Source organism: Pseudoalteromonas rubra (assembly GCF_000967655.1).
In the GTDB taxonomy this organism is placed as follows: domain Bacteria; phylum Pseudomonadota; class Gammaproteobacteria; order Enterobacterales; family Alteromonadaceae; genus Pseudoalteromonas; species Pseudoalteromonas rubra_A.
In genome coordinates this window covers 171,410-194,191 of the sequence record NZ_JXYA01000006.1, presented here as the reverse complement: position 1 = coordinate 194,191, position 22,782 = coordinate 171,410, and the positions used below count along the sequence as shown (strand labels likewise).

The 22,782-nt window shown below is 55.4% G+C and carries 3 protein-coding genes; all 3 read right to left on the bottom strand.

Annotated features, from left to right (window positions below):
* Nucleotides 1-50: 50 nt before the first annotated feature.
* Nucleotides 51-19,808, bottom strand: coding sequence for a non-ribosomal peptide synthetase (locus TW77_RS25065; RefSeq protein WP_046003638.1), 19,758 nt, complete (start codon nucleotides 19,806-19,808; stop codon nucleotides 51-53).
* A gap of 108 nt (nucleotides 19,809-19,916) precedes the next feature.
* Complete coding sequence (locus TW77_RS03855; protein ID WP_046003637.1) at nucleotides 19,917-21,656, bottom strand: carbamoyltransferase family protein; 1,740 nt, start codon at nucleotides 21,654-21,656, stop codon at nucleotides 19,917-19,919.
* 66 nt (nucleotides 21,657-21,722) lie between these two features.
* Nucleotides 21,723-22,778 carry an ACP S-malonyltransferase gene (gene fabD / locus TW77_RS03850; protein WP_046003636.1) on the bottom strand — a complete coding sequence of 352 codons (1,056 nt, stop codon included), beginning with the start codon at nucleotides 22,776-22,778 and terminating at the stop codon, nucleotides 21,723-21,725.
* Nucleotides 22,779-22,782: the final 4 nt, after the last annotated feature.

Genomic DNA, 22,782 nt, shown 5'->3' with positions numbered 1-22,782 from the left:
TGTGAGCTGATAAAAGCAAAGCGGGCTATTACGCCCGCTTTGTAATCTACTTAACTCTCCTGCCAGATCTCCCGATAGTGTCTGTCTTCCAGCCACTGGGTAAAGTAAGTATCAAACAAACGCTCCCAGTCACCCAACGTGATGTCATAGCGCTCTGTCAGTGCGATAAAGTTGTCCTTATCATACGGGTCCATCGGCATTAAGTAGGCTTCAAACAGATATTCATCGTAGCCAGGGCGTGATGACAATAATCCCTGCATAATGACCTGATCTTTGCCTTCACGCCGGGCCGCGTAGGCTTCACAGGCACCAATAAACTCGGCTTTATCCGTTTGCGAAAAGTGCAAACCCCGCTCAGTGGCAAAGTCATAAAAGGTTGCAATGCTCAGTGGTGCTGGGTTTGCCACGTGATAGACCTGGTTGCGTTTTTGCGGGTCACTCATGCCTGCAACGATACAGGTAGCCGCGCGGTCAACCGGAATGATATCCAGCATGTAGGGGCTTTCAGCTGGGCGTACCTCTATGCTGAGCATCATTTTCAGGATGCGGTGGAAGACATCATCCGTATTGCCAATGCCACTTGTTGATGAGCCCGAAATTTCCGAAAAGCGGTAAACCGTGTAGGGCACACCGATGAGTGATGCCTGACGAATGTTTTCTTCCTGCACCCATTTCGACTGTCCGTACCCACTGCACAGCAAGGCTGCTTCGTCAGTTGGAATAAAGGACTCTCGTGGGTTGACTGAAAAGTGCGAGTCTTTGATCTGGGTGCTGGCGGTGGTGCTGGAGACAAAGTGGATCATCTTCAGCGTGTCCGTGCAGCATAGTTTGAGCAGAGCATTGGTACCAGCCACCGACTTTTTAAAGGCAAAGTAGGGCTGGATATGATTCACATACGAGGCTGTATGTACCACATGTTGGATGTCCCGGCACAGCAGTGCCCAGTGCTCATCGGATACGCCTAATCGGGATTGCTCCATATCTCCCGGGACAGGCACGATGCGTTCCAGATCCAGAGTCAGCGCATACTGTTTGGCATTATCGGCAATGCGAGTCAGTGCTTGCTCTGCGCTGTCGGCGCGCACCAGGCAGTATATTTTTGCCTTGGTGGTGGCCTGCAGCTCTGCCAGCAGGTGACTGCCTAAAAAGCCGGTTGCTCCGGTGAGCAGCACATGACGGACGTCGCCCTCATAGGCATGCACTATCTCATCGGGCAGCGTCGGCAAGTCAATGCCCGCATCGATAATAAACTCAGGTAACGATGCATCGTCCTCATGCTGAACCTGGCCGTGGGCCTTGTCGATTTCGTCGATCAGTGCCTGAATGGTATTCATGTTCTTAAAGGCATCGGCCTGAATATCAATATTGAGCCGGGCCTTGAGTTGCTGGAAGGTTTTCAGCAATGAGATGGAGTCAAAGCCGTAATCATACAGATCGCAATTTAGATCCAGCTCATCGGGAGCTATTCCCAGCACCTGGCCAACAATGCTTACCACAGTGCCAGCGATATCCTGAGGTGCGTCAGGCGTGTCTTCCGATACTTGCTCCAGACGGGCGTGCGTCAGGCGTTTGCGCTGTAATAGTGCCGCTGTGTTGTGCGTGATGCGTTCGGGCTCTGTGGTGCAAATGGCCGCCAGGGTACTGCGCTTGGTGCTGAGCAAGTTCGGCAGTTGTGCAAAGGCATCCGACATCTGGATCAGCTGATAGCCTTTTTTCTCGGCAAAGCTGTTTTCAATGCTTTTTAGCGGATCATCTGAATGCCAGTAGCCCCAGTTAATTGCCAGGGTCTGACCATGACGCTGCTGCTTATCCACTTGCTGATTTCGGGCCCGGGCAAAGGCATTCTGAAAGCCATTGGCGTACGAATACGACAGGTGATTCAGGCTGCCAAACACGGCCATAGAAGAGAACAGCACAAAAAAGTCCAGCTCACAGCCGCCAAGCAGGGAGTCCAGCTGCTGCGTGCCTTGTACTTTGACCTGCATTGAGCGGGCAAAGTCGGCCCAGTTGTTTTCTTCTTCCGTATAGGTGGTGCCCAGATGGAACACGCCGTTGAGCACTAGTGACTTGTCGCTCAGTAAAGCACTGAGCTGTTTCAGCTGTTGGGCGTCGGCAATATCACACGCCAGGTAATGCACTGTGCCTTTTCCGCTGAGCTGGGTCAGTTGTGGTTGCACGGCTTGCTCATCGCGCCTGCCCAGTAAAATGAGGTTGGCATCAAAATCTTCCAGCAAGGGCTGGCTCAGCGCCATGCCCAGTTCGCCCAGTGCCCCTGCGATCAGATAAGTACCGCCGTGACGTATTTCATACTCAGGTTTAGCTGTATCGCTTGCGCCCGGCAGTTGCGTTAGTTGAAGTGCAAAGCGCGCACCATCGCGGTATTGCACCTGGTTCGGCTGATGCTCGGTTGCGTTCAGTAAGGTACTGGCAAACTCCTGCAGCAACAATTCGCCCAGACAAGCAGCCTCACCGAGTTGCTCGACTAACGTCCAGCTGTGCTGCGGATTGCGCAGGTTGTAGCAACGCAGCAGGGCACTCAGGTCGTCCCGGGTCTCAATTTGCGAGTCGGTCTGAGTGGCATAAAACAGCTGCATCGCGTGATTGTCGTGACGGGCGGTGAGTTGCATCAGCTCGAACAGGGGTTTTATCTGCTGCTGCGGCTCAAGCAATGAACCACAGCCCAGCACAAAAATGGCATCCGGCAGATCTTCTGGATCCAGCGCTGAGTGGTCCAGTTGTTCAAAGCACAGCGAAGTCACCTTACAGCCACTTGCGTGTAGCGGCTCACTGAGGGTTTCAAGCTGCGCCTGGGTGTCTGAGACCAGCAAAATATGCCTGTGTGCCAGCTGTGCAGTCAGTAATGTCTGCCAGTCCTCAGGCAGAGTCAGTGCAGCCGGTTGAAATTGGTTGTCGAGTAGCAGCCAGGGACTTGTTTGTTCAGCCTCAACTGCGTTTTTGCTGATAAAAGACGTACCAGGCAGATGGAGTTTTGGCAGAGGAGTTGGGTAAAGCGGCTGCCAGTTCGCGACTTTGCCAGATTGCCACAGACGTACTATGGCGGCATATTCCTGGGTTTGGTGCAGGGTCAGCAACTGCTCTGCTGTTAGCTGCTCGCTGGTGTTATTGCTGACCTTGGAAGCCTGATCAGGCGCGGCCTCCCTCAGGGCTGTGCGCAACTCGCTCAGTGAGGACACTACCCAGCCGAGTCTGTATGCCTGCGCCGTGCGGCCCAGCGCTAAGGTCGCGGCTAGTTGCGCCAGTACCTCAGGCGTGTCAGGTAAAGTCGCAACATGGTTGGCAAGCTCAGTGACTTTTTGTGCCAGTGCTGCCTTGCTGGTGGCCGAGAGCACCACCATCGCCGGGGCGCCTGGTAAAGCTGTGTGTTGCTCAGTGATGTTCGGCTGATACTCTTCGAGCACCACATGGGCATTCACGCCACTGATCCCAAAGGCACTGACGGCTGCGCGCCTTGGTGTATCGCCGTGCTCCCACGGCTGCGCCTGGGTTTGTACCGCAAGCGGCGTATCCTCGAGCGCCAGATAGGGGTTAAGTGCCTGCACATGGAGCGAGGGCACCAGAGTCTGATGCTTAAGTTGCAGCACAACCTTGATGAGACCTGCGATACCGGCGGCAATTTCGGTATGACCTATGTTGCTCTTTACTGAACCCAGCGCACAGTGGGCTGGCCACTGATGTGTATTAAAGGCTGCTTTGAGCGCATCCAGCTCAACCGGATCGCCAAGCGTGGTGCCGGTGCCATGGCACTCGATGTAGCTGAGTGTGGCCGGGTTGATGTTGGCGTTGCGCCAGGCTTTATCCAGCAGCTGAGTTTGTGCCCGGGCATTGGGCACGGTAAAGCCCTGTGATTTACCGCCATGGTTAACCGCTGAGCCCAGCAAGGTGGCGTAAATGGCGTCCTGATCGCGCTCGGCTGCCGAGCGTTTTTTCAGCATGATCATGCCAACGCCTTCGCCCCGCACTATGCCATCGGCATCGGCTGCAAAGGTTTTGCATCGTCCATCCGGCGACAGCGCACCTATCTCTTGCATGGCCACAGAGGCGGTGGGAGTGTCTATGATATTGACGCCGCCAACAATGGCCTGCTCACACTCACCCATACGGATCGCCGCCATGGCCTTATGTACAGCCACCAGCGATGATGAGCAGGTGGTATCTATCCCTTCGCTCGGGCCGTGCAGGTCGAGGAAGTAGCTCATGCGGTTTGGCGCAAATGCCGGGGAGGTGATCAGCCCTTCGTGATATCCAGACTGACAGCCAATAAATAACCCGGTGCTGGTGCCTGCCAGCGATTTTGGGTCGTATCCGGCATTCTCAATACACTGCCAGACATGCATCATCAGCAGGCTTTCCTGCAACTGGATGCGTTCGCATTCCGCTGGGGCAATATTAAAGAACAAGGGGTCGAACTCGGTGTCGCGTCGCAGGCGGCCCAGCCAGTTAATTTCGCCGGGCCAGCTGAGCTCGTTGTCTTGCGGCTGTGGCCAGCTGTGGCGGGTCACACAGTCTTTGCCTGTGCTCAGGTTGTGCCAGAATTCGTCGAGGTTACTCGCCTCGGGGAAGGCGGCGCTGATCCCGACTATGGCAATCGCTTCATCATTTGAGGCATTCACCGGGGCTTGTTCTGCTACTGTATCCGTTGAGCTTGTTTGCGCCTCGTTATTCGTGGCGATCAGCACATCGCCATACTCGGCGATAATATGGGCTCTGAGGCTGTTCAGGGTCGAGTGCATAAACAGCACGCTGGGCGAGAGCTCAAGCTGATAGCGGCTGTTGAGCTGATTGATAAAGGTAATAAAAGCAATGGAGTCTGCGCCAAACTCGCCCAGATCGGTATCTCCATCCAGTGTGTCCGGTTGCACGCCAAGTAAAGCCGCCACCATAGTGCTCAGCTGTTCAGTTAGAGCAGCGTCCAGCGCGGCTTCACTGGTAAACTGGGCTGCTGGTGTAGCGGTGTCACTGACCTGCTCATGGCTTGGATCGGCCGGGGTATATTGCACCAGCGTCTGAGGCTGTTGCAGTGCCCGGTAAAAAGCGTCTATGCCACTGTTGCTGGGCATGGCCGCATCCGTATGGGCAAACTGGGCATTGCGCTGCATACCGCCGTCTTGCCAGAAAGGCCAGTCGATACTGGCGCTCAGGCCATGGCGCTTACCGCTGGCAACCAGGGCATGACGCTGCTGCATATAGCTGTCGAGAAACGCATTGGCCATGGCATAGTCGCCCTGAGAGGCAGCGCCCTGTACGCCACTGAGCCCGGAAAAACAGGCGAAGAAGCGCAGTGGTAGATCCGCAGTGGCCTCACCCAGCGCCACCACGCCCGTGACCTTAGGCGCCAGCACCTGCGCAAAGGAGGTCGGGGTTTTGTTGCACAGCAAAGTATCCTGCACTATGCCGGCCGCGTGGATCACGCCATGGAGCGCACCAAATTCGCGCACTATGTCGCGCACCAGCAACAAGGTATTCATCTTTTGAGCCACGTCCAGCTGACGATAAACCAGTTGCACCTGACCTTGTTTAAGATTGCGCAGCTGCGACTCTACCTGAACGTCATCAGCGGCTCGGCGACCTGTCACGACCACTGTGGTGGCAAACGGCAAAGCGGCCAGTTCGGCAATAAAGTGACGACCAATGCCACCGAGCCCGCCGGTGATCAGATACACGCCATCGGGCTGCCACGCACTGACCGGGTTCACATCGCTCACCGGCTGATAGCCCAGTACTGTGCGGCTCGTGCCCTGATAAGCAATGACGGAGTCGGGCGCATTGCGGTTATCGGTGAGCAGAGTGTGCAGCGTATCTGAGCTCAGTGTCGGGTCTACCAGCAACAGCTGTGTGCGTAGCATAGGGTGTTCAATGCTGGCGGTTTTCAACAGGCCGTGCAGGCAACTGTTGAGATTAGCCAGCGGCTCGGCCTGAGTGTTGCCTATCACCAGCTGTAACAGGGTCGGCTGCCTGGTTTTCGCGAGCGACTGTATAATGTCGAGCAGCTGAGTCCCATAGTCACTGACCTGCTGCTCCGATGCGTAATGGCTTGAGCTAAGCACTTGGGTGATGGCACCGGCGACTTCCAACTCCGGCAGGTCGCACAGCACCACACAGTGCGACGCCGTGCTGTCGGGCGCAGCTGTCTCACTGTCTGTAACCACAGGCTGGGTGCGCCACTTTGGCACACTCAGCGTGCATGGGACCAGCTCTTCTGATTGAGTCTGGCTCAGGCCGAGCGTGTACGGTTTTAGATCAAAAGGATAAGTGGGCAGACTCAGTTTTCCTACCTGCTCTCCCTGATACAGGAAGTCCCAGTCCTCAAAGCCGCTGTCCAGCCAGTGGCTCAGAATAGCCTGATAATTGCCCTGTGCCAGCCAGCTGGCCGGTGTACCAGCAGGAAGCAGGTTTAATATGGTTTGCGTGCCGCTGGTAAGGTAAGCACTTAACTGAGTCTTAAGCTCGTTCAAAGAAGACACCACAAAGCCTGCGCGATGCGCCATCACCTGACGACCCGTTTGCAGGGTGTAGGCCAGGCTAACTCTCAGCGCATCATCGCACAGGGTACGCTCAAGCCAGTTCAGCAGCTCACTGATCTGACGTTGCAGTACTTCTGGTGTGGCTGCCGACAGCACCACGATTGAAGGCTGACTGCTCAATGCATTCTGTGTTTGCGCCACCGGGGCTTCTTCCAAAATGGCGTGGGCATTGGTGCCGCCAATACCAAATGAGCTGACTGCGGCCCGCCTTGGTAACAAAGGGGTTTCCCACAGGCGCGTACTGTCGACGACATAAAACGGCGAGTTAGCCAGGTCCAGGTGTGGATTCGGCTCGTTGTAGTGCAAGGTGCCGGGCAGCAGTTTGTGGTGCAGCGACAAGCTGGTTTTCACCAGTCCGGTAAGCCCTGCCAGGGTATCTGTATGGCCCAGGTTCGATTTCACGGCACCCAGCCCACAATATTGTTTTGCTTCGCTATGCGGCTGATAAACCTGTTGCAGCGCAGCAAATTCAATGGGATCGCCCAGCGCGGTGCCGGTGCCATGGGCTTCGACATAACTGATACTCGCCGGTGAGACATCAGCGCTTTGCAGTGCCTGGGTGATCACCTGCATCTGGCCTTCCGTGCCCGGGGCAAAGAAACCGGCCTTGTTGTTGCCATCGTTGTTCACCTTCACCGCCTTAATCAGGCTGTAAATGTGATCGCTATCCTGGGTTGCCTCATCGGCACGTTTGAGCACCACCACAGAGACGCCATTGCCGCCTATCATGCCATCGGCTTGGGCATCAAAGACTTTGCAGCGCGCATCGGGGGCAAAGTTGAGGCCTTTTTCTATCTTGTATCCTGTGCTGCGCTGCGGGAATAAACAGGCTGCGCCAACAATGGCATAGTCAATGTCACCGGCTTTAAGCGCCGAGCAGGCCAGTGCCAGTGCGCTCAGGGATGAAGAGCAATTGGAGTGCACAAACAGACTTGGGCCGGTCAGACTCAGATGATAGGAAATACTGGTTGCCAGTGTACCTGGCTGATTCAGCGTCGATGCAACATAGTCCTCGGCATTGAGGACAAACTCCCCGTTGCTGAACTTATCGTGCAGGTTAAGATCGGTCAGGTCGCCGCCTGAGGCGGAAATATACACGCCGGTGTTAGGGATTTGGTCACAGCGATAACCAGCATCTTCCACCGCTTTCCAGGCATGCAGTAACAGCTGGCGCTGTGCATAGCTCATGGTGCGGGCTTGCTTTTCCGAGAGATTAAAAAAGCCGGGGTCGAATTCATCCTGGCCTTCAACCCAGGTATCGAGCCAGATCATAGACGCGTCTGACTCGGCTCTGTGGCTGTGGCGAACCAGGTTTTTGCCTTCAATGAGGTTTTGCCAGAATGCCTGCGCGTTGGGAGAGTCCGGGTAATGACAAGACAAACCTATCATGGCGATGGCCTGATCAGTGGTTGTCGGCTTTGCAGGGCGCACCGGCTCTGGCGTTTGTACAGGCGCTGAAATCGGACTGGTGACTTTGGCAGATAAATAATCGCACTGGGCGTTAATGGTGCTGTACTGAAACACCTCCGTCAGCGGCAGGTCGATATTGAACTTGGCGCTCAGTTTGGTGGCCAGTACATTGGCCAGCAGGGAGTCGCCCCCAACCGTGAAAAAGGGCGCATCCGGCGCAACCTGACTCACGTCCAGCACCTCACACCAGATAGCCGAAACTTCGGCCTGTAAGTTTTGCACTGGTAGTGCTGCGCTGAGGTTTGCTTCCATGGCTGAAAGCCCGGCCTGCGCGGTATGTGAGTTAAACGGCAACTGGCTGAGCAGCGCCTGTTTATCCACTTTGCCATTGTTAGTCAGCGGCAACGCGGGCACGGAGACAAAATACGCCGGCACCATGTACTCGGGCACAAGCTTTAACAACTCGCCACGAATGGCTTCATCGGAAAGCGGCATTTGGGTGACCAGGTAAGCCACCAGTACGTCACCATGACGTTTGCTGGCAGCCAGCACGCAGGCATCCTGAATTGCCGGGTTGGTTAGCAGGGCATGCTGTACTTCGCCAAGCTCAATGCGGTGTCCGCGGATCTGAACCTGATCGTCGCAGCGGCCCAGGTATTCATATTGGCCCTGTGCATTCAGACGTGCCAGATCGCCAGTACGATAGAGGCGCTCCTCGTTTTGCCCGGCAAGCGGATTAGGAATAAAGCGTTCTGCGGTCAGTACTGCTCTTTGATGATAACCCCGGCTGACGCCGCAGCCTCCTACATACAACTCGCCGGGCTGACCCGCCGCGACAGGGCTTTGCTGTTCATCCAGTAAGTACAGGCGATAGCCGGGCAATGGCTTTCCTATAATGCTCTTGCCCGGGTTCTGTTCGACCAGCTCGCGGGTAATTTCCATCTCGGTGACGTGTACAGTGGTCTCTGTTATGCCATACATGTTGACCAGCTTGGGTAGCGGCTGTGCTGCCTCAAACCAGGGCGTGAGCTTACTCAGCTCCAGCGCTTCACCGCCAAAGATCACGGTACGCAGAGAATGTGTCAGCGCCGGTTGCGCCAGCAAATGCGTCATCAGCGGATAAAACGCCGATGGTGTCTGATTTAAAATGCTTACCTGATTGTCGTGAATAAAGTGTGCGAATGCAGCACTGTCTTTTTTGCAGGCGTCGTCCACTATCACCAGTTTGCCGCCATGGGCCAGTGCGCCCCAGATCTCCCACACCGAGAAATCAAACGCAAACGAGTGGAACAGGCACCAGGTATCCTGGGCATTAAACCCAAACCCTGGCTGGGTGTTGTTCAGCAAGGTGGTAATATTGCGATGCTCAACCAGCACGCCTTTGGGTTGACCCGTTGAGCCCGAGGTATAAATGATATAGGCCAGCGCTTGCGGCGCCAGCGCTATCCCCGGAGCGGTGACGGGTGCCATAGTGCTGCTTTGCAGGCAGTCACTGAGGCGATATGCCTGGCTGTGCGCGACAGGCAGTGTTAGCTCGTCGCTCATCAGTACCAGCGCCGGATCGGCATCGGCCAGAATAAAGCGGGCTCTGTCCTCTGGTGAGCTGGGGTCTACCGGCACGTAGGCACTGCCGGTTTTCAGCACCGCCAGCATAGCGATTATCATTTCCACACTTGGGCGCAACAACAGGGCAACCCGGCTGCCGGGCCGCGCACCTTTGGCAATTAAGGTATGGGCCAGCTGGTTTGCCTGCTGCTCCAGTGCCTGATAACTCAGCGTGACACCGGCAAACGAGAGTGCCGTCTGGGTTGGGTGCTGCGCGGCCTGTAAGGTAAAGCTGTCTAGCAAAGTAGCGGGGTTTGCGCTCGGTGTCTGTGGCTGACCATCGGGTGGTAAGTCACCGCTAAGCAGCACGTCTTCCAGCAGCTGCACATAATTATCCGCGAGTGTCTGCACGGTATGACGCTCATAAGCGCGGGTCGAAAATTTGAAGGCCAGCTGATGGGTGCCACCCAGCGGGGTGACCCCCAGGCTCAGGTCCAGCTCAGCATCCTGCTGGAATTCTTGCCACAGCGCCCCCAGCAGCGCCTGATTGTCCTCTACCCAGTCGGCCTGAATAAAGTTATGACAGGCATAACCAATCTGAAACAGCGGGTGAACTCCCGGTATACGCGGGGCATTGATGGCGCTGAGTAGTTCGGACAAGGGCAGGGCGCTGTGACTGATCACGGCGTCCAGTTGTGTCTGGTTTGCCCGTGCCTGGCTGACAAAATTTGTGCTGTTATTGCGGGTCAGCTGAAGCGGCAATTGATTTACAAACAGGCCCAGCGACTGCGCCATACTGGCTTTGGGTCGTTGCATCACCGGCGTGCCCAGTATCAGCTCATTGCGACCGCACAGACGGCTCAGTAATGCCTGAAACACGGTTAAGAAAAACACGGAGGTGCTAAGCTTGTGACGGGTTAAAAACTGCTCGAGCTGCTGCTGCATGCTGGCTGGCAAGTTGAGCGTCACGCGCGTACTGTTTGGCTCGTCCGGACTGACCGGCGTTGTGCATTTGCCGGGCAGGGCCAGCGGTGCTTGCGCTGGGTTCAAAGATTGCTGCCAGAATTGTTTCAGCGTGTCTGCACTTGGACTGGCCAGCAGCTGCTGCTCCCAGTCGAGGTAGTCGAAAAAGCCCCGGTCGGGCGCTACCGCTGGTGCGCCTTCGTGATAAGCCTGCCATAGCTGAGACAGCAGCTGGGTGGCAGAGACTCCATCAATGATCAGGTGGTGCAGCACTATCACCATCACATGGCGTGACTGAGCGCCCGACGCCACTTGCCAGGCGCTTGCGCGTAGCAATGGACCTGACAGATCAAAAGGCACCGCAATGGTCTGTTGTATTGCATCAGTCAGGACAGCCTTAGAGGTCGGTGCCAGAGACGTTTGCTCAATCAGGATTGTGTCCGAGTGGATCTGTTGCGTGGGTCGGCCATCCGTTTCGTGAATACGCAGGCGCAGCACCGGGTGGCGCTGACAAAGACTGTCCAGCGCTTGTTGCATACGGGCAACATCCAGGCTGGCAAGCTCGAATACCAGCGGGATATTGTAGCTGCACAGCGTCGGGTTTTGCTTGTGCAGCAGCCACAGACCCTGCTGGGCCTTTGACAGCGGCAGTGGACCTGTCAGCGTTTGTTGGCTGAGCGGCTCTTCGTGTGTTGTCTGCACCGTGGCGATATTGGGTTGCTGTTTAACAAGGTAAGCATGCAACTGGTTGAGGGTTTTCACCTCAAATAACAGCGCTGGTGGCAGGGCGTCAAGGCCAAGCTGAGGATTGGCCTCAAGCTGCTGTACGACGGACATCAGCATAATGGAATCAAAGCCCATATCCCGGAAGCCGAGGTCGCTGTCGAGTTCTTCCACCGGCAGTTTACTGACTTGCGCCACCACGGCTTTAAGGTGGTCCATTAATGCGCTATCACTCAGTGTGGTTGCGTCTTGTGGCGCGGTGCTCGGAGTTTGAGTCTTGGCTTGCGGGGTTATCCAGCGAGTGAGCTTGTCCGGGTTACCGTATAAAAAGCACTGTTGTGCGTGGGGCTTGGCAAACAGCTGATAAAAGGCTTTCAAACCTATGTTATCAGGCATAGCAGCAAGGCCCTGCGAGCGCAGCAAACTTTGCTTAACGGCGTCCATTTGCATGCCGCCTTGTGCCCACAGCGGCCAATTTACTGACAGGCTTAGACCATGGCGCTGACCTTGCTCACCCCATTGCTGGCGCTTGAGCATATAGGCATCCAGGAAAGCATTGGCAGTGGCATAATCGGCCTGACCCGGGTTACCAAAGCACGCAGCGATAGACGAAAAACAGATAAAGAAGTCCAGCGGTATTGCTTTGCTGGCCTCATCCAGTGCCATCACCCCCGAGGCTTTGGGCGCCAGCACGCGCTGGACTGCCTGCGGAGTTTTGCTTGCAATCAGTTGGTCGTCAATCACACCAGCGCTGTGCAAAATCCCGGTCAGGGCACCGTGCTGCGCACCAATGCGGTTAAGCAGCTCAGCACACTGGGTTTGAGTGCTGATATCGGTTTGGTAATAATGAATTCGGCTTGTATCTCCTGGCATCCCGAGCGATTCAGGCGCGGTGCGACGACCTGTGATAATCACCTGAGCATGGCGGGTTTGAGTCAGGATCTCTTTGGCAAAGCACTGACCCAGCTGGCCAAGGCCGCCGGTGATCAGATACAGGCCATTTTCTTTCCACGGCATCAAAGCGGGCACATCGCTGTGTTGTGGCGTCAGCGTTTGTATCTCGCACTGACCCTGAATAAAACGCAGTACTTTGTGTTGGGTATACTGGCTTGCCTGAACAAGTTGTTCCGCAGATTGTGCAGGCGTATCGCTTTGTATCAGCTGCACACTCAGCAAGTGGTGTTCCAGTGCGGCGGTTTTCAGCACCCCTGCCAGCGCCATCAGCAGCGGTTCGTTCGCTGGCACGAGCAGCTGGATAAGCAAAGGCTCAGTGGTGCTGGCAAGCTGTTTGATGTGTGCAATCAGAGCAATGGTCAGCGCCTTAATACGCTGTGCTGTGTCACCTGATGTATCTTGCAGCACAATGGCATCTGGTATCTCGTTATGCGGTGCCAGAGTAATGACCTGACGTTTGCCTGACCAGCTTGCCTGTGAAGTCACATCCAGCGCTTGCCACTGCGGGATGAGGTGTAACAGCGAGTCTTCTGCTATGGCAGTCGGGGCTGGTTGCGGGTTCATCTGGGTGAGTTTGGGTGCCCCGCTGAGCCAATATGGAGTGCTGGCAAACGGATAGGTCGGCAGGCGCAGTAAGTTTGGCTTAGCTGAGTAAAATGCAGACCAGTCGAGTTCGGCGCCGACTACCCATAAAGCGAGCAGCTTGCTGAGCTCACCGGCTTGCGTCCAGCGGTTAAAATCGTCTTTGTCCAGCGCCGCCAAAATGGCTTTACCTTGTTTACTGCTGCCCTGTTTATAGGTGCCGGCTTGTTGGTTAGCAAAGTCACTCAGCTGGTTGTGTACCTGGGCCAGCGTTTCGGCAACAAAGGCCATACGACAGTCCATGGCTTCGCGCGCACTTTGCAGCGTATACGCCAGCGCTTCCAGTGCGCTGTCATTCAGTTGCGCCTGAGCGAGCCAGTCCGCCAGTTTACGGGCTTTGTCGCGCAGCACCTCGGGAGATTTGGCCGACAGTGCGATGATCACCGGCTTAGCGCTGCCTGCTTGCACTGCGGTTTTTGTCGGCTGATACTCTTCGAGGATCAGGTGTGCATTGGTGCCACTGAAACCAAAAGAACTGACACCGGCACGCCGCGGCTGGCCATCCGGCACGCTCCAGGGTTGCGTTTCCTGCGCGACATAAAACGGCGTATCCTGCCAGTCGATATGGCTGTTGCCCTGCTGATAATGCAGTGAAGCCGGAATGGTTTTGTGTTGCATGGCGAGGATGGTTTTGATCACACCGGCGACGCCTGCGGCGGTCAGGCAGTGGCCGATATTGGTTTTGACCGATCCCAGAGCACAGAACTGGCTGCGCTGGGTTTTCGCACGAAATGCCCGGGTCAGGGCCTGAAATTCAATGGGGTCACCGAGCTTGGTCCCGGTGCCATGGGCTTCAATCAGGCTCAGTGAATCCGGGGCAATATCAAATTGCTCATAAATGCGGCTATGTAACTGTTGCTGAGAAACTGAGCTAGGCGCGGTGATCCCGCTGGTGGTGCCGTCCTGATTGGTGGCTGAGGCTAAAATAACCCCCAGAATATGATCGCCCTCACGCTCTGCATCACTCAGGCGTTTTAACACCACCACACCGACACCTTCACCCGGCACAAAGCCATTGGCTCTGTCATCAAAGGTATAGCAGGTGCCATCGGCACTGAGCATGCCCGCCTTACCGGCATGTTGTGAAAACTGTGGGGTACACAAGGTGGCAACGCCCCCGGCCAGTGCCGCGTCTATTTCGCCATTTTTCAGCGCCTGACAGGCACTGTGCATAGCCACCAATGACGACGAGCAGGCGGTGTCGATGGCCAGCGCGGGCCCCTTGAGGTTCAGATAATAAGAAACCCGTGCCGGTATCACCGAACCGGCATTGCCCCAGAACAACTGCGCCGGAGCATCCTGGGGTGCCAGCGAGGCATAATCGCCCTGCGCGCAGCCCAGATAAACGCCGGTATTGCTGCCGGCAGCGCGGGTGATCATGTTAGCGTCTTCCAGCGCCCGGTAGGCTTCTTGCAAAAACAGTCGCTGCTGTGGATCCATCACCTCAGCTTCTTGTGGTGTGATGGAGAAAAACGGCGCGTCAAAGCTGGTAATGTCATCCAGCAAGCTGGCGTAGCGACACCAGTTTTGTGCGTCGGGCGATAAGTCGCTTAAATCCCAGCGCTGCTGCGCACGCACCGAGGTACGCTTGTTGCTCAGCATCTCCCAGAACTCGTCGACATTGCTGGCATCACCAAACTGACCACTCATACCCACGATGGCAATTTTGTCTGCGTTGTTATGACTGGTTTTGTGAGCCGGTCTTACTTCATCTGTAGCGGGTTGAACCGACTTTGGCGCAGCCTGTTGCGTAGTCGCTATAGCAGGCTGCGCTTTGTGCATTATTGCCACTGCCTTATCGCTGTGCTCAGCCACTATGTGCGCGCTCAGCGTCGCGATGGACGGAAAATCGAATAGCAAAGTGGGCGGCAGACTCAGGTTGAAGTGAGCATTGATCTCATCAAGGATCTGAATGGCCAGGATCGAATCCACGCCGTAATCGGCAAACGAGTCATCCGGGTCTAATTCATCCGCCGTCATGCTCAGCGCCTGGCTGGCGATCCCCGCGAGGGTTTGGGCGACGAAATCGCTCAGGGTTGCGTTGTCTGTTGCAGGCTGCGAGTCGGTCTGTGTCTGTTCGGGTTGTTGCATGGCTGTATTGTGGTTTGAAATTTGTATCGTTTGTTGAGCCGGTTTTGCGCGTTGTTGCACCAAACGGCCATTGCTTTGCGCGCGCAGCACTTGCTGCGGCGATTGAGCGTCTGTGGCAGAGGCTGCCAGTTTAAAGCCGTTGCTGCTCAGTAACTGTTGCCAGCGTGGCTGCGACAATAAAGGAGAGCCTGGCAGGCGCAGTGTGGTGTCTTTGCTCAGCCACCAACCTTCGAGCAGGCCAAAGGTCAGCTGAGTAAACAGCGATGGCTGAGTCACTTCGTTGATTAATAACAGACCACCGCGCTTCAGGCAGGCCTTGGCGTTGTTCAGTGTGGTTAGCATGTCAGGAGTGGCGTGCAGCACATTGGTGGCAATCACCACGTCATAGCTGGCTAAGTCAATATGTTGCTCAGCAAGTGGCTTGCTGACGTCAAAATAGGCCGTCTGTACAAAAGGATAGTCTGGCTGAAATTGTGCTTTGGCATGGCTGAAAAAGGCCTGTGACAAGTCGGTGTAAGCGTATTCAGTGACAGTAAAATTGCGCAATTCGGGCAGTACAGTACGCGTGGTGCCACCGGTGCCTGCGCCAATTTCAAGAATTCTAATGGGCTGCTCACCTAAACTTGCCAGATAGTGGGTAAGCTGAGTAACCAGCGCCTGATTGGCGTGCATGGCCACCGGGTTATCCCGGTATACCGATTCAACCAGCGCCAGTGAGCCGCCGGGAAACAGCACATCAGTGGCTTTACGCTGGCCGGATAAAATTTCGGGCAGTGCCGCCAGCGCTGCGTTGAGCAGTGCATAGTCATCCTGTTCCAGTACGGTCAGATTGGCTGGAGGCCCCGGCAGAGTCAGCTCGTCGTCTTGTAGTAACCCGGCCTCGTTCAGGTAGCGCGCGGTTTCCTGCCACCATAATTCAAAGTAATCCGGCAAGGCCGATAGCGCCTTGGTGCGCTCAGCCGGATGCTGCCAGCCTGCACTGATAAGTGCCTGGCACAACGTATACAAGATCTCGGTGTCAGCAGGTTGGCTATCGAGTGCCAGCGCAGGAGCAGCTTGCTCAGACTGAAATACGTTATAACTGGACTCTGAAGAATAGCTGCTACGCACCAGCGCCGCCTGTGCCCGCTCTGGTGTCATTTTCACTACGCCCACCTGCGTCAGCGATGAAGACATGAACTTTGCCAGTGCCGCCATGCCTGATTGCGCGTCGATAGAGCCAATCCCGGCCTGGCGCATTTTACGCTGATAATACGGGTCGCTGACCCGGCCAACGTCGCCCCAGTAACCCCAGTTAACCAGCTTGATGGGCAGCTCTGCACTGGCGGATCGGGCCAGACTATCCAGATACTGACAGCCCGCAGCATAGTTACTCTGGCCAGGGGCAGGCGAGAAAGACTGCATTGAAGAGAACAGCAGTACAAAGTCGAGCGACCGGTCTTTACACACGCTCAGTAAGGTTTCGCCACTGGCCTGTTTGGCCTGATAAGCTCTCAGGAACTGGGCGTCGTCCATGTTGGCCAGGCTCTGATCTTCCAGATGCAACACTGAATGCACCACGCCATGGAGCTGCCCATAGTCTTGCTTAATGGTGTGCATTACGGCACGCATGGCTGCTTCATCGCAGGCATCGGCCTGAATATACTGCGGTGCAGGGCCCAATTCACCCAATCGACTGATGGCCTGCTCAATGTCTTCATTCAGCGCGCGACGACCAACCCAGACGACTTGCGCCTGATGCTGGCGGATCATCCAGTCACTCCAGACCTGACCCAGGCCCCCTGCGCCGCCCAGCACCAGATAGACGCCATTCTTGCGATAGGCTGACGCTCCTGAATCCAGGTAGGTGTGCTCGCAGGCGCTGAAGGTATGCCAAATGTCATCGCGGTGCGCATAAAAGCCCGCAGGCGAGCGAGTAGCCTGTTGCCAGTTGCTTATGTCTTTTTTGCATTCAGCACTTAAATCGACAATGCGCACGTGCCAGCGTGGGTACTCCTGAGCCACGCTTTGCAGCAATCCAATCAACCCGGCGCCGTGTGCCTCGACGGTTTCGTCATACACTTGCTGTGTCTGGAAGGTAAGTAAAGTGATGGCCAGCGGCTCTGTGCCTTTACCTTGTTCGATCAGGGCTTTGAGGTGAGTAAACAGTTTTAGTGGCTCTGCGTACTCGTCCTTGGCTACCCACAACAGGTGATCAGCAGGTTCTGCTGAGTCTGCACACCAGGCTGGTTTGAGCGATGCGGGCCCCTGATAATCAAAGCGGTATTGAGTTGTTTCAGCAGGTGGCAGTGCTGTCAGATGCTGCCAGCCAGGGAGTACCGTAAACAGCTGAGTCGCATCGGTATCGTGCGCCATTGAGCGGGTCGAAAAACCACGCAAACGCACATACACCGCACCTTGTTCATCGCAGATATCGACATCAAACTTCTGGCTACTGGCATCGGCATGGGTGGTTTGGGTTGCAAAGGCTATCAGTGTTTTACCCGATGGCAGCGGCGTGAGTAATTCAGCCTGTTCCAGTGCAAAGGGCAACCCCGGGCGGGCATCTTGTGCAAAACCCAGCAGGGTATGCAGGGCGGTGTCGAGTAGCTCGGGGGCAAAGGCAAAGTCGGGGGCAATAACCGGGTTGAGTTCGCCCTGTGCCTGTTGGTCTGCCACAGATAATGTAGTGATGCGCTGAAACGCCGGGCCATAGTCAACGCCTGCTGCGCTGAATTGCTGATATAACTCAGAAGCTGCGACTGTGCGGGCGTCAGGCTGTGCTTCGATGGCTCGCGTTGCGGTGCCATGCTCTGTGACCTCTGCCTGACCGCTGGCATACACCTGGCGCGCATCATGTGCTTCACGGTATAACTCAAATGTTACCCGATCACCGGTTTGTTTTAGCGACAAATAAACCGGGCCGCTTTGCGCGTCGACGGTTACCGGTCTGCGCCAGTTCACCTGACTCAGGCGCAGCGACTGGTTATCCGCCAGCTGGCCCGACAAAGTCATGGCGGCATGGACCATTTCAAGCGTACAGACGCCGGGCAGCATAGCCTGGCCCTGCACCTGATGGTCACGTAAAAAGTACTCATTGCCTGTAAAGTCATTGGCAAAGATCAGCTCACCCAGCGCCGGTATACTGCGATGCAGCAGCGGATGCAGGTGTGGGAGTTGCCCTGCGTCTTCTGCGTCGAGCCAGTAAGGCTTATGCTCAAACGGATAGGCAGGCAGACTAATACGTTGCGGGCAGAGGTCGCCATAGCAGGCTTGCCAGTCGATGAATTCGCCCTGTACCCAGCCGGTTATGCGCGCAGCGAGTGTTTCGTGAGTGACTTCACTTTGCTCTGTATTGGAGGCAACTTTACTATAGTGCCAGTCGCCAGCCTCACCTGAAACAAACTTGCTCAGTTGCACTTTGACAGAAGCCAGTGAGTCTGTGGCAAATCCCATCCGGTGTTTCATCGATTCCCGGCCCATCGCGAGCGTATAACTTAAATCCTGCAGCTCAATCGAGTTATCCGACTCAAGGTAGGCAAGCAAATCTGCGGCACGCTGCGTGAGCGCGGTCCGGGTTCTCGCCGACAGCAGTATAGGCAGGGCGGTGTCAAAAGCAGGGCGCTCTGGGTTGAGATATTGTGGTGATTCTAAGATCACATGGGCATTCACCCCGGCAAAGCCAAATGAGGATATGCCGGCAAGGCGCTGCTCGCCTGCCCATGGTACACATTCGGTGGCTAACTTAAACGGCGATTTCTGCAGGGAAATTTTCGGATTCAGCGTCTCAAAGTTTTGCAGCGGCGGCACCTGCTCATGCTCAAAGGCCAGCAAGGTTTTGATCACCCCGGCAATACCGGCGGCCGACTCTAAATGGCCGATATTGGTTTTCACTGTGCTGAGATAGCAAGGCGCATCGGGCGTTTGCTGTTTGCTGGCGCGAAAGGCACGTTTCAGGCCCTGGATCTCCAGCGGATCGCCCAGCACAGTGCCGGTGCCATGTAATTCGACAAAGCCAATCTGATCAGAGCCAACCCGGGCATTGTCGATGGCTTGCTGGATCACTCGCGATTGTGAAAACGGGCTCGGTGAGGTCAGGGTGTTGGTTTTACCCGAGTGCCCCACAGCGCTGCCCTTGATGATGCCATAGATGGTCGCATTCAGCGCTTTGGCGGTCTCGAACGGCAGCAACAACACCATGCCAACGCCTTCACCACGGACATAGCCATCGGCCTCGGCATCCAGGGTTTTACAGCGCCCCTGAGGTGACAGCACGCCCAGCTTACTAAAGCTGACATAGCGGTTTTTGGTGATCAGTAAGTTGACGCCACCAACCAGCGCGGCACTGATTTCGCCTGAGCGAAAGTCATTCATGGCCTTGTGAATAGCCACCAAAGATGAAGAGCAGGCGGTATCGACGGTTTCGCTGGGCCCCTGAAAATTAAAATAGTGCGAGATGCGGTTGGCAAACACCCCGGTCGACATGCCGGTCAGAAAGTGTGGGTCGATATTACCGGTCGAAAACTCCTGATAGTCGGTATTGCTGCACCCCAGATAGACGCCAGTGGCGGTATTTTTAAACTGCGATGGCGTGAGCCCCGCATCTTCAAAGCAGGCCCAGGCCAGCTCCATACTCAGGCGCTGCTGGGGATCCATGCTCTGCGCTTCTTTGGGTGAGATGGCAAAAAAGCCGGCATCAAACCCGGCGATATCGCCAATAAAGCCACCCCATTTGCTGATGCTCTTTTGCGCTTGTTTATCGGGCTTTGGGTCGTAGTATTTTTTCCAGTCCCAGCGCTCAGCAGGCACCTCGCTGATGCTGCTGATTTTATGACTGAGGTTGTGCCAGAACTGATGTTTGTTATCGGCGCCCGGAAAACGCAGAGACAGGCCGACGATGGCAATATCCGGTGTCTTGTCTGGCAAAGAGGGAGTCTGCGGGTTGTGTTTGCTTGTCATGGTCTGTCTCGATAAACGTCTAGTCGGGCTGCGCGAACGCTGTTGTCTATGCGTCGCGCGGGTCTTTCTCAATCGGGCAGCCACGTTTATGGCGTGACTGCCACAGAGTTACTTCTCGTAAATGGTGTTGTTGATCACCAGCACATCAATGCCGGACATCAAAAACACCGCCAGCATGTCCTCAACGGAGTGGACAATGGGCTTACCCATAATGTTAAAGCTGGTGTTCAGCAGCACCGGCACACCGGTGATTTCACGGAAGCTGTCGATCAGCTTATAGTATGGCGCGTTCCATTCTTTCTTCACGCTTTGCAGACGGCCGGTGTTGTCGACATGCACCACGCCCGGGACCTTGTCACGCACCGCTTCTTTAAACACCAAAGTACGCTCCATATAAGGAGATTCCTGATAATCCTCAAAATATTCGTCGCCATATTCATGCAGGATAGACGGCGCAAAGGGGCGGAATTCTTCGCGGAACTTAACCCGGGCGTTCACTGTGTCTTTAATGTCGACCAGGCACGGGTTGGCGAGAATTGAGCGGTTGCCTAAAGAGCGCGGACCAAACTCAGCACGGCCCTGTGCCCAGCCGATGATTTTACCTTCGGCCAGGAACTCAGCGGTTTTCTTATAGACGTCTTCGCCGTAGTCGGTGGCTTTGAGGTGGCTGTAACGGTGCAGTTTATCCAGTGATTTTTGCTTCACCTCAGAGCCGGTATAGGGGCTTTGAATTTGCGTAGAAGGCTGCCAGCTTGGGTTGTCCTGCTGATAGCACAACAAGGCGGCACCAATGGCATTGCCATCATCTGCCGGGGCTGAAGGCACAAAAATGTTGTCAAATTTGGATTTCGCCAGCGCGGTGCCCATAAAGGAAGAATTCAGTGCGCAGCCCCCTGAAATTGCGAGGTTTTTCGACGGTGCATGCTCGTAGATGGCATCAATCAGATCCATAAAGATCTCACTGAATACCAGTTGTCCGGTGTAGGCAAAATCTTTGTAGGCTTCGATGGATTCGCCGGGCTCGCGTGCCATGGCTTTGATCTCTTTCATGATGGCATTGAGGTTTTTCGGTACCACGAAGTTGCCATTTTTCACCTGCAAAGAGGCGCGCAGCAGGTCGTAGATTTTCTGATCTTTTTTACCATAAGGTGCCAGGCCCATGACTTTCCATTCTTCACCCTTGAGCGGATCAAAACCCAGGTTTTCACAAATAATGGTGTAAAACAGGCCCAGACTTTTGAAAGAGCGCTTCACCTTGATAGGCGCCGGGGTGATCTTGCCATCTTTATAGGTGAAGTAATCAATACTGCTTTTTTCGCCCATACCGTCTACCACCAGGCAGGATGCTTCGCTGAATGGGCTGTTAAAACAGGCATTGGCTGCATGGGTGAGGTGGTGGTCAAAATAGCGTACTTCAGTGGGCTTTTTATTACGGTAGTTACCCACGATAAAGTTACGGCATGAGGCTTCAAAAAAGCGCGACAGGGTGCGCCCTGCAGCGGCCTGTGACGCTCTGGCAAAGTAGAACTGATCTTTGATGTCGCGGGTGTTCACGTCGATATTAAACGAGAAGGTTTCGAGAATGCTCAGCACCACGTTTTCGAGGATATTGGTGCTTTTCTCGCGGCCTTTACTCCAGGTTTTGGCTATCACCAACTCAGTACAGTCGCTGCAATAGGTTTTCAGGACTTCCTCGATGTAATAGGGGTTATCCGGCAGGCAGTACAGGCCCCGTTTATAGCCTAGAAAACGCTCGGCGTCTTCGGCAAAAATCACGTCACCCTGCTGATTGACAATCGCAATGGCAGGATCATGAAAGGAGGTGGCAAGGCCAATATAGTATTTCATCGTTTCAGTCCAAAAGTTGGGTCATTATTCTGTGTCCGGCCTGGGCCGGGGCATATTCTTTCTCTGTTACAGCGCTGTGGCTTCGTCTAATGCGATATAGCCCTGCGCGCCTTCCACATACACCGCGGGTCGGTGGCCAAACAGCAACATGGCTGGGGTACGGGTGCGCATTGGCTCGCTAATATGGGCGACTTTGATTGTTGTGCCGACGCCATGCGTTTGATTCCACTGCTCAACCAGCTGCGCCAGCGTTGGGGTATCGCTGTGTGCGTACTCAGCTGCGTGTTGTTTGATCTCCGCCACTAATTTAGTGAGAACCTTCTTAGGGCCCAGCTCGACAAATGTCATGTCACCCTGCGCCAGCAGGTAGGTAATTGTTTCAGTCCATCGTACTGAGTGGGTCAACTGCGCGACCAGCTGTGACTGGATAGTGTTGCGCTGGTGGGGCAGAGCGCTGACGTTGGCAATCACTGGGACTGCGGGGGCTTTGAATTCAACCTCTGCCACGCAGTGTGCAAAGTCTGCCTGTACATCGGCCATATAGCGGGAATGGAATGCGCCGCTGGTGTTAAGTCGGATAAACCGCCCACCGGTTTGCTCTATAGCATGCTGAGCACGGCTGATGTCGTCGCTCAGGCCTGAGATCACGCTTTGCTGCGGGCTATTCAGATTGGCAATGTCCAGCGCATCCAGCTGGTGCTCTGCCTGAGTCGCTCTTATCGCGGCCTCGTCTAACGCCAATACCGCGGCCATCGCGCCGCCACTCACCTGGCTCATCAGGGCGCCACGCTGTTGCACCAGTCGCAGGCCATCTTCAAAAGACAGCGCACCGGCGGCAAACAGCGCGGTGTATTCTCCCAGGCTGTGTCCGGCCATAAAGTCTGCCGGTGCCGGGTCGCGCTGCAGGTGTGCCAAAAATGCCAGTGCACTGACAACATACAGAGCGGGCTGGGTGTACTCGGTCTGGTTTAGCTGGTTATGCGGGTCGTCCAGACACAAGGTTTTAATGCAGTAACCCAGCATGTCATTGGCTGTTTGAGTTTGCTCGGGAAACAAGTCAAACCAGGCCTTGCCCATGCCAACGTATTGCGCGCCCTGTCCGGGAAATAAATAGCTTTTCATTGTA

Bases quoted from the DNA above. Each gene is read 5' to 3' on its own strand.
- TW77_RS03855 (WP_046003637.1), bottom strand. From the start codon at position 21,656: ATGAAATACTATATTGGCCTTGCCACCTCCTTTCATGATCCTGCCATT.
- TW77_RS25065 (WP_046003638.1), bottom strand. From the start codon at position 19,808: ATGACAAGCAAACACAACCCGCAGACTCCCTCTTTGCCAGACAAGACA.
- fabD (WP_046003636.1), bottom strand. From the start codon at position 22,778: ATGAAAAGCTATTTATTTCCCGGACAGGGCGCGCAATACGTTGGCATG.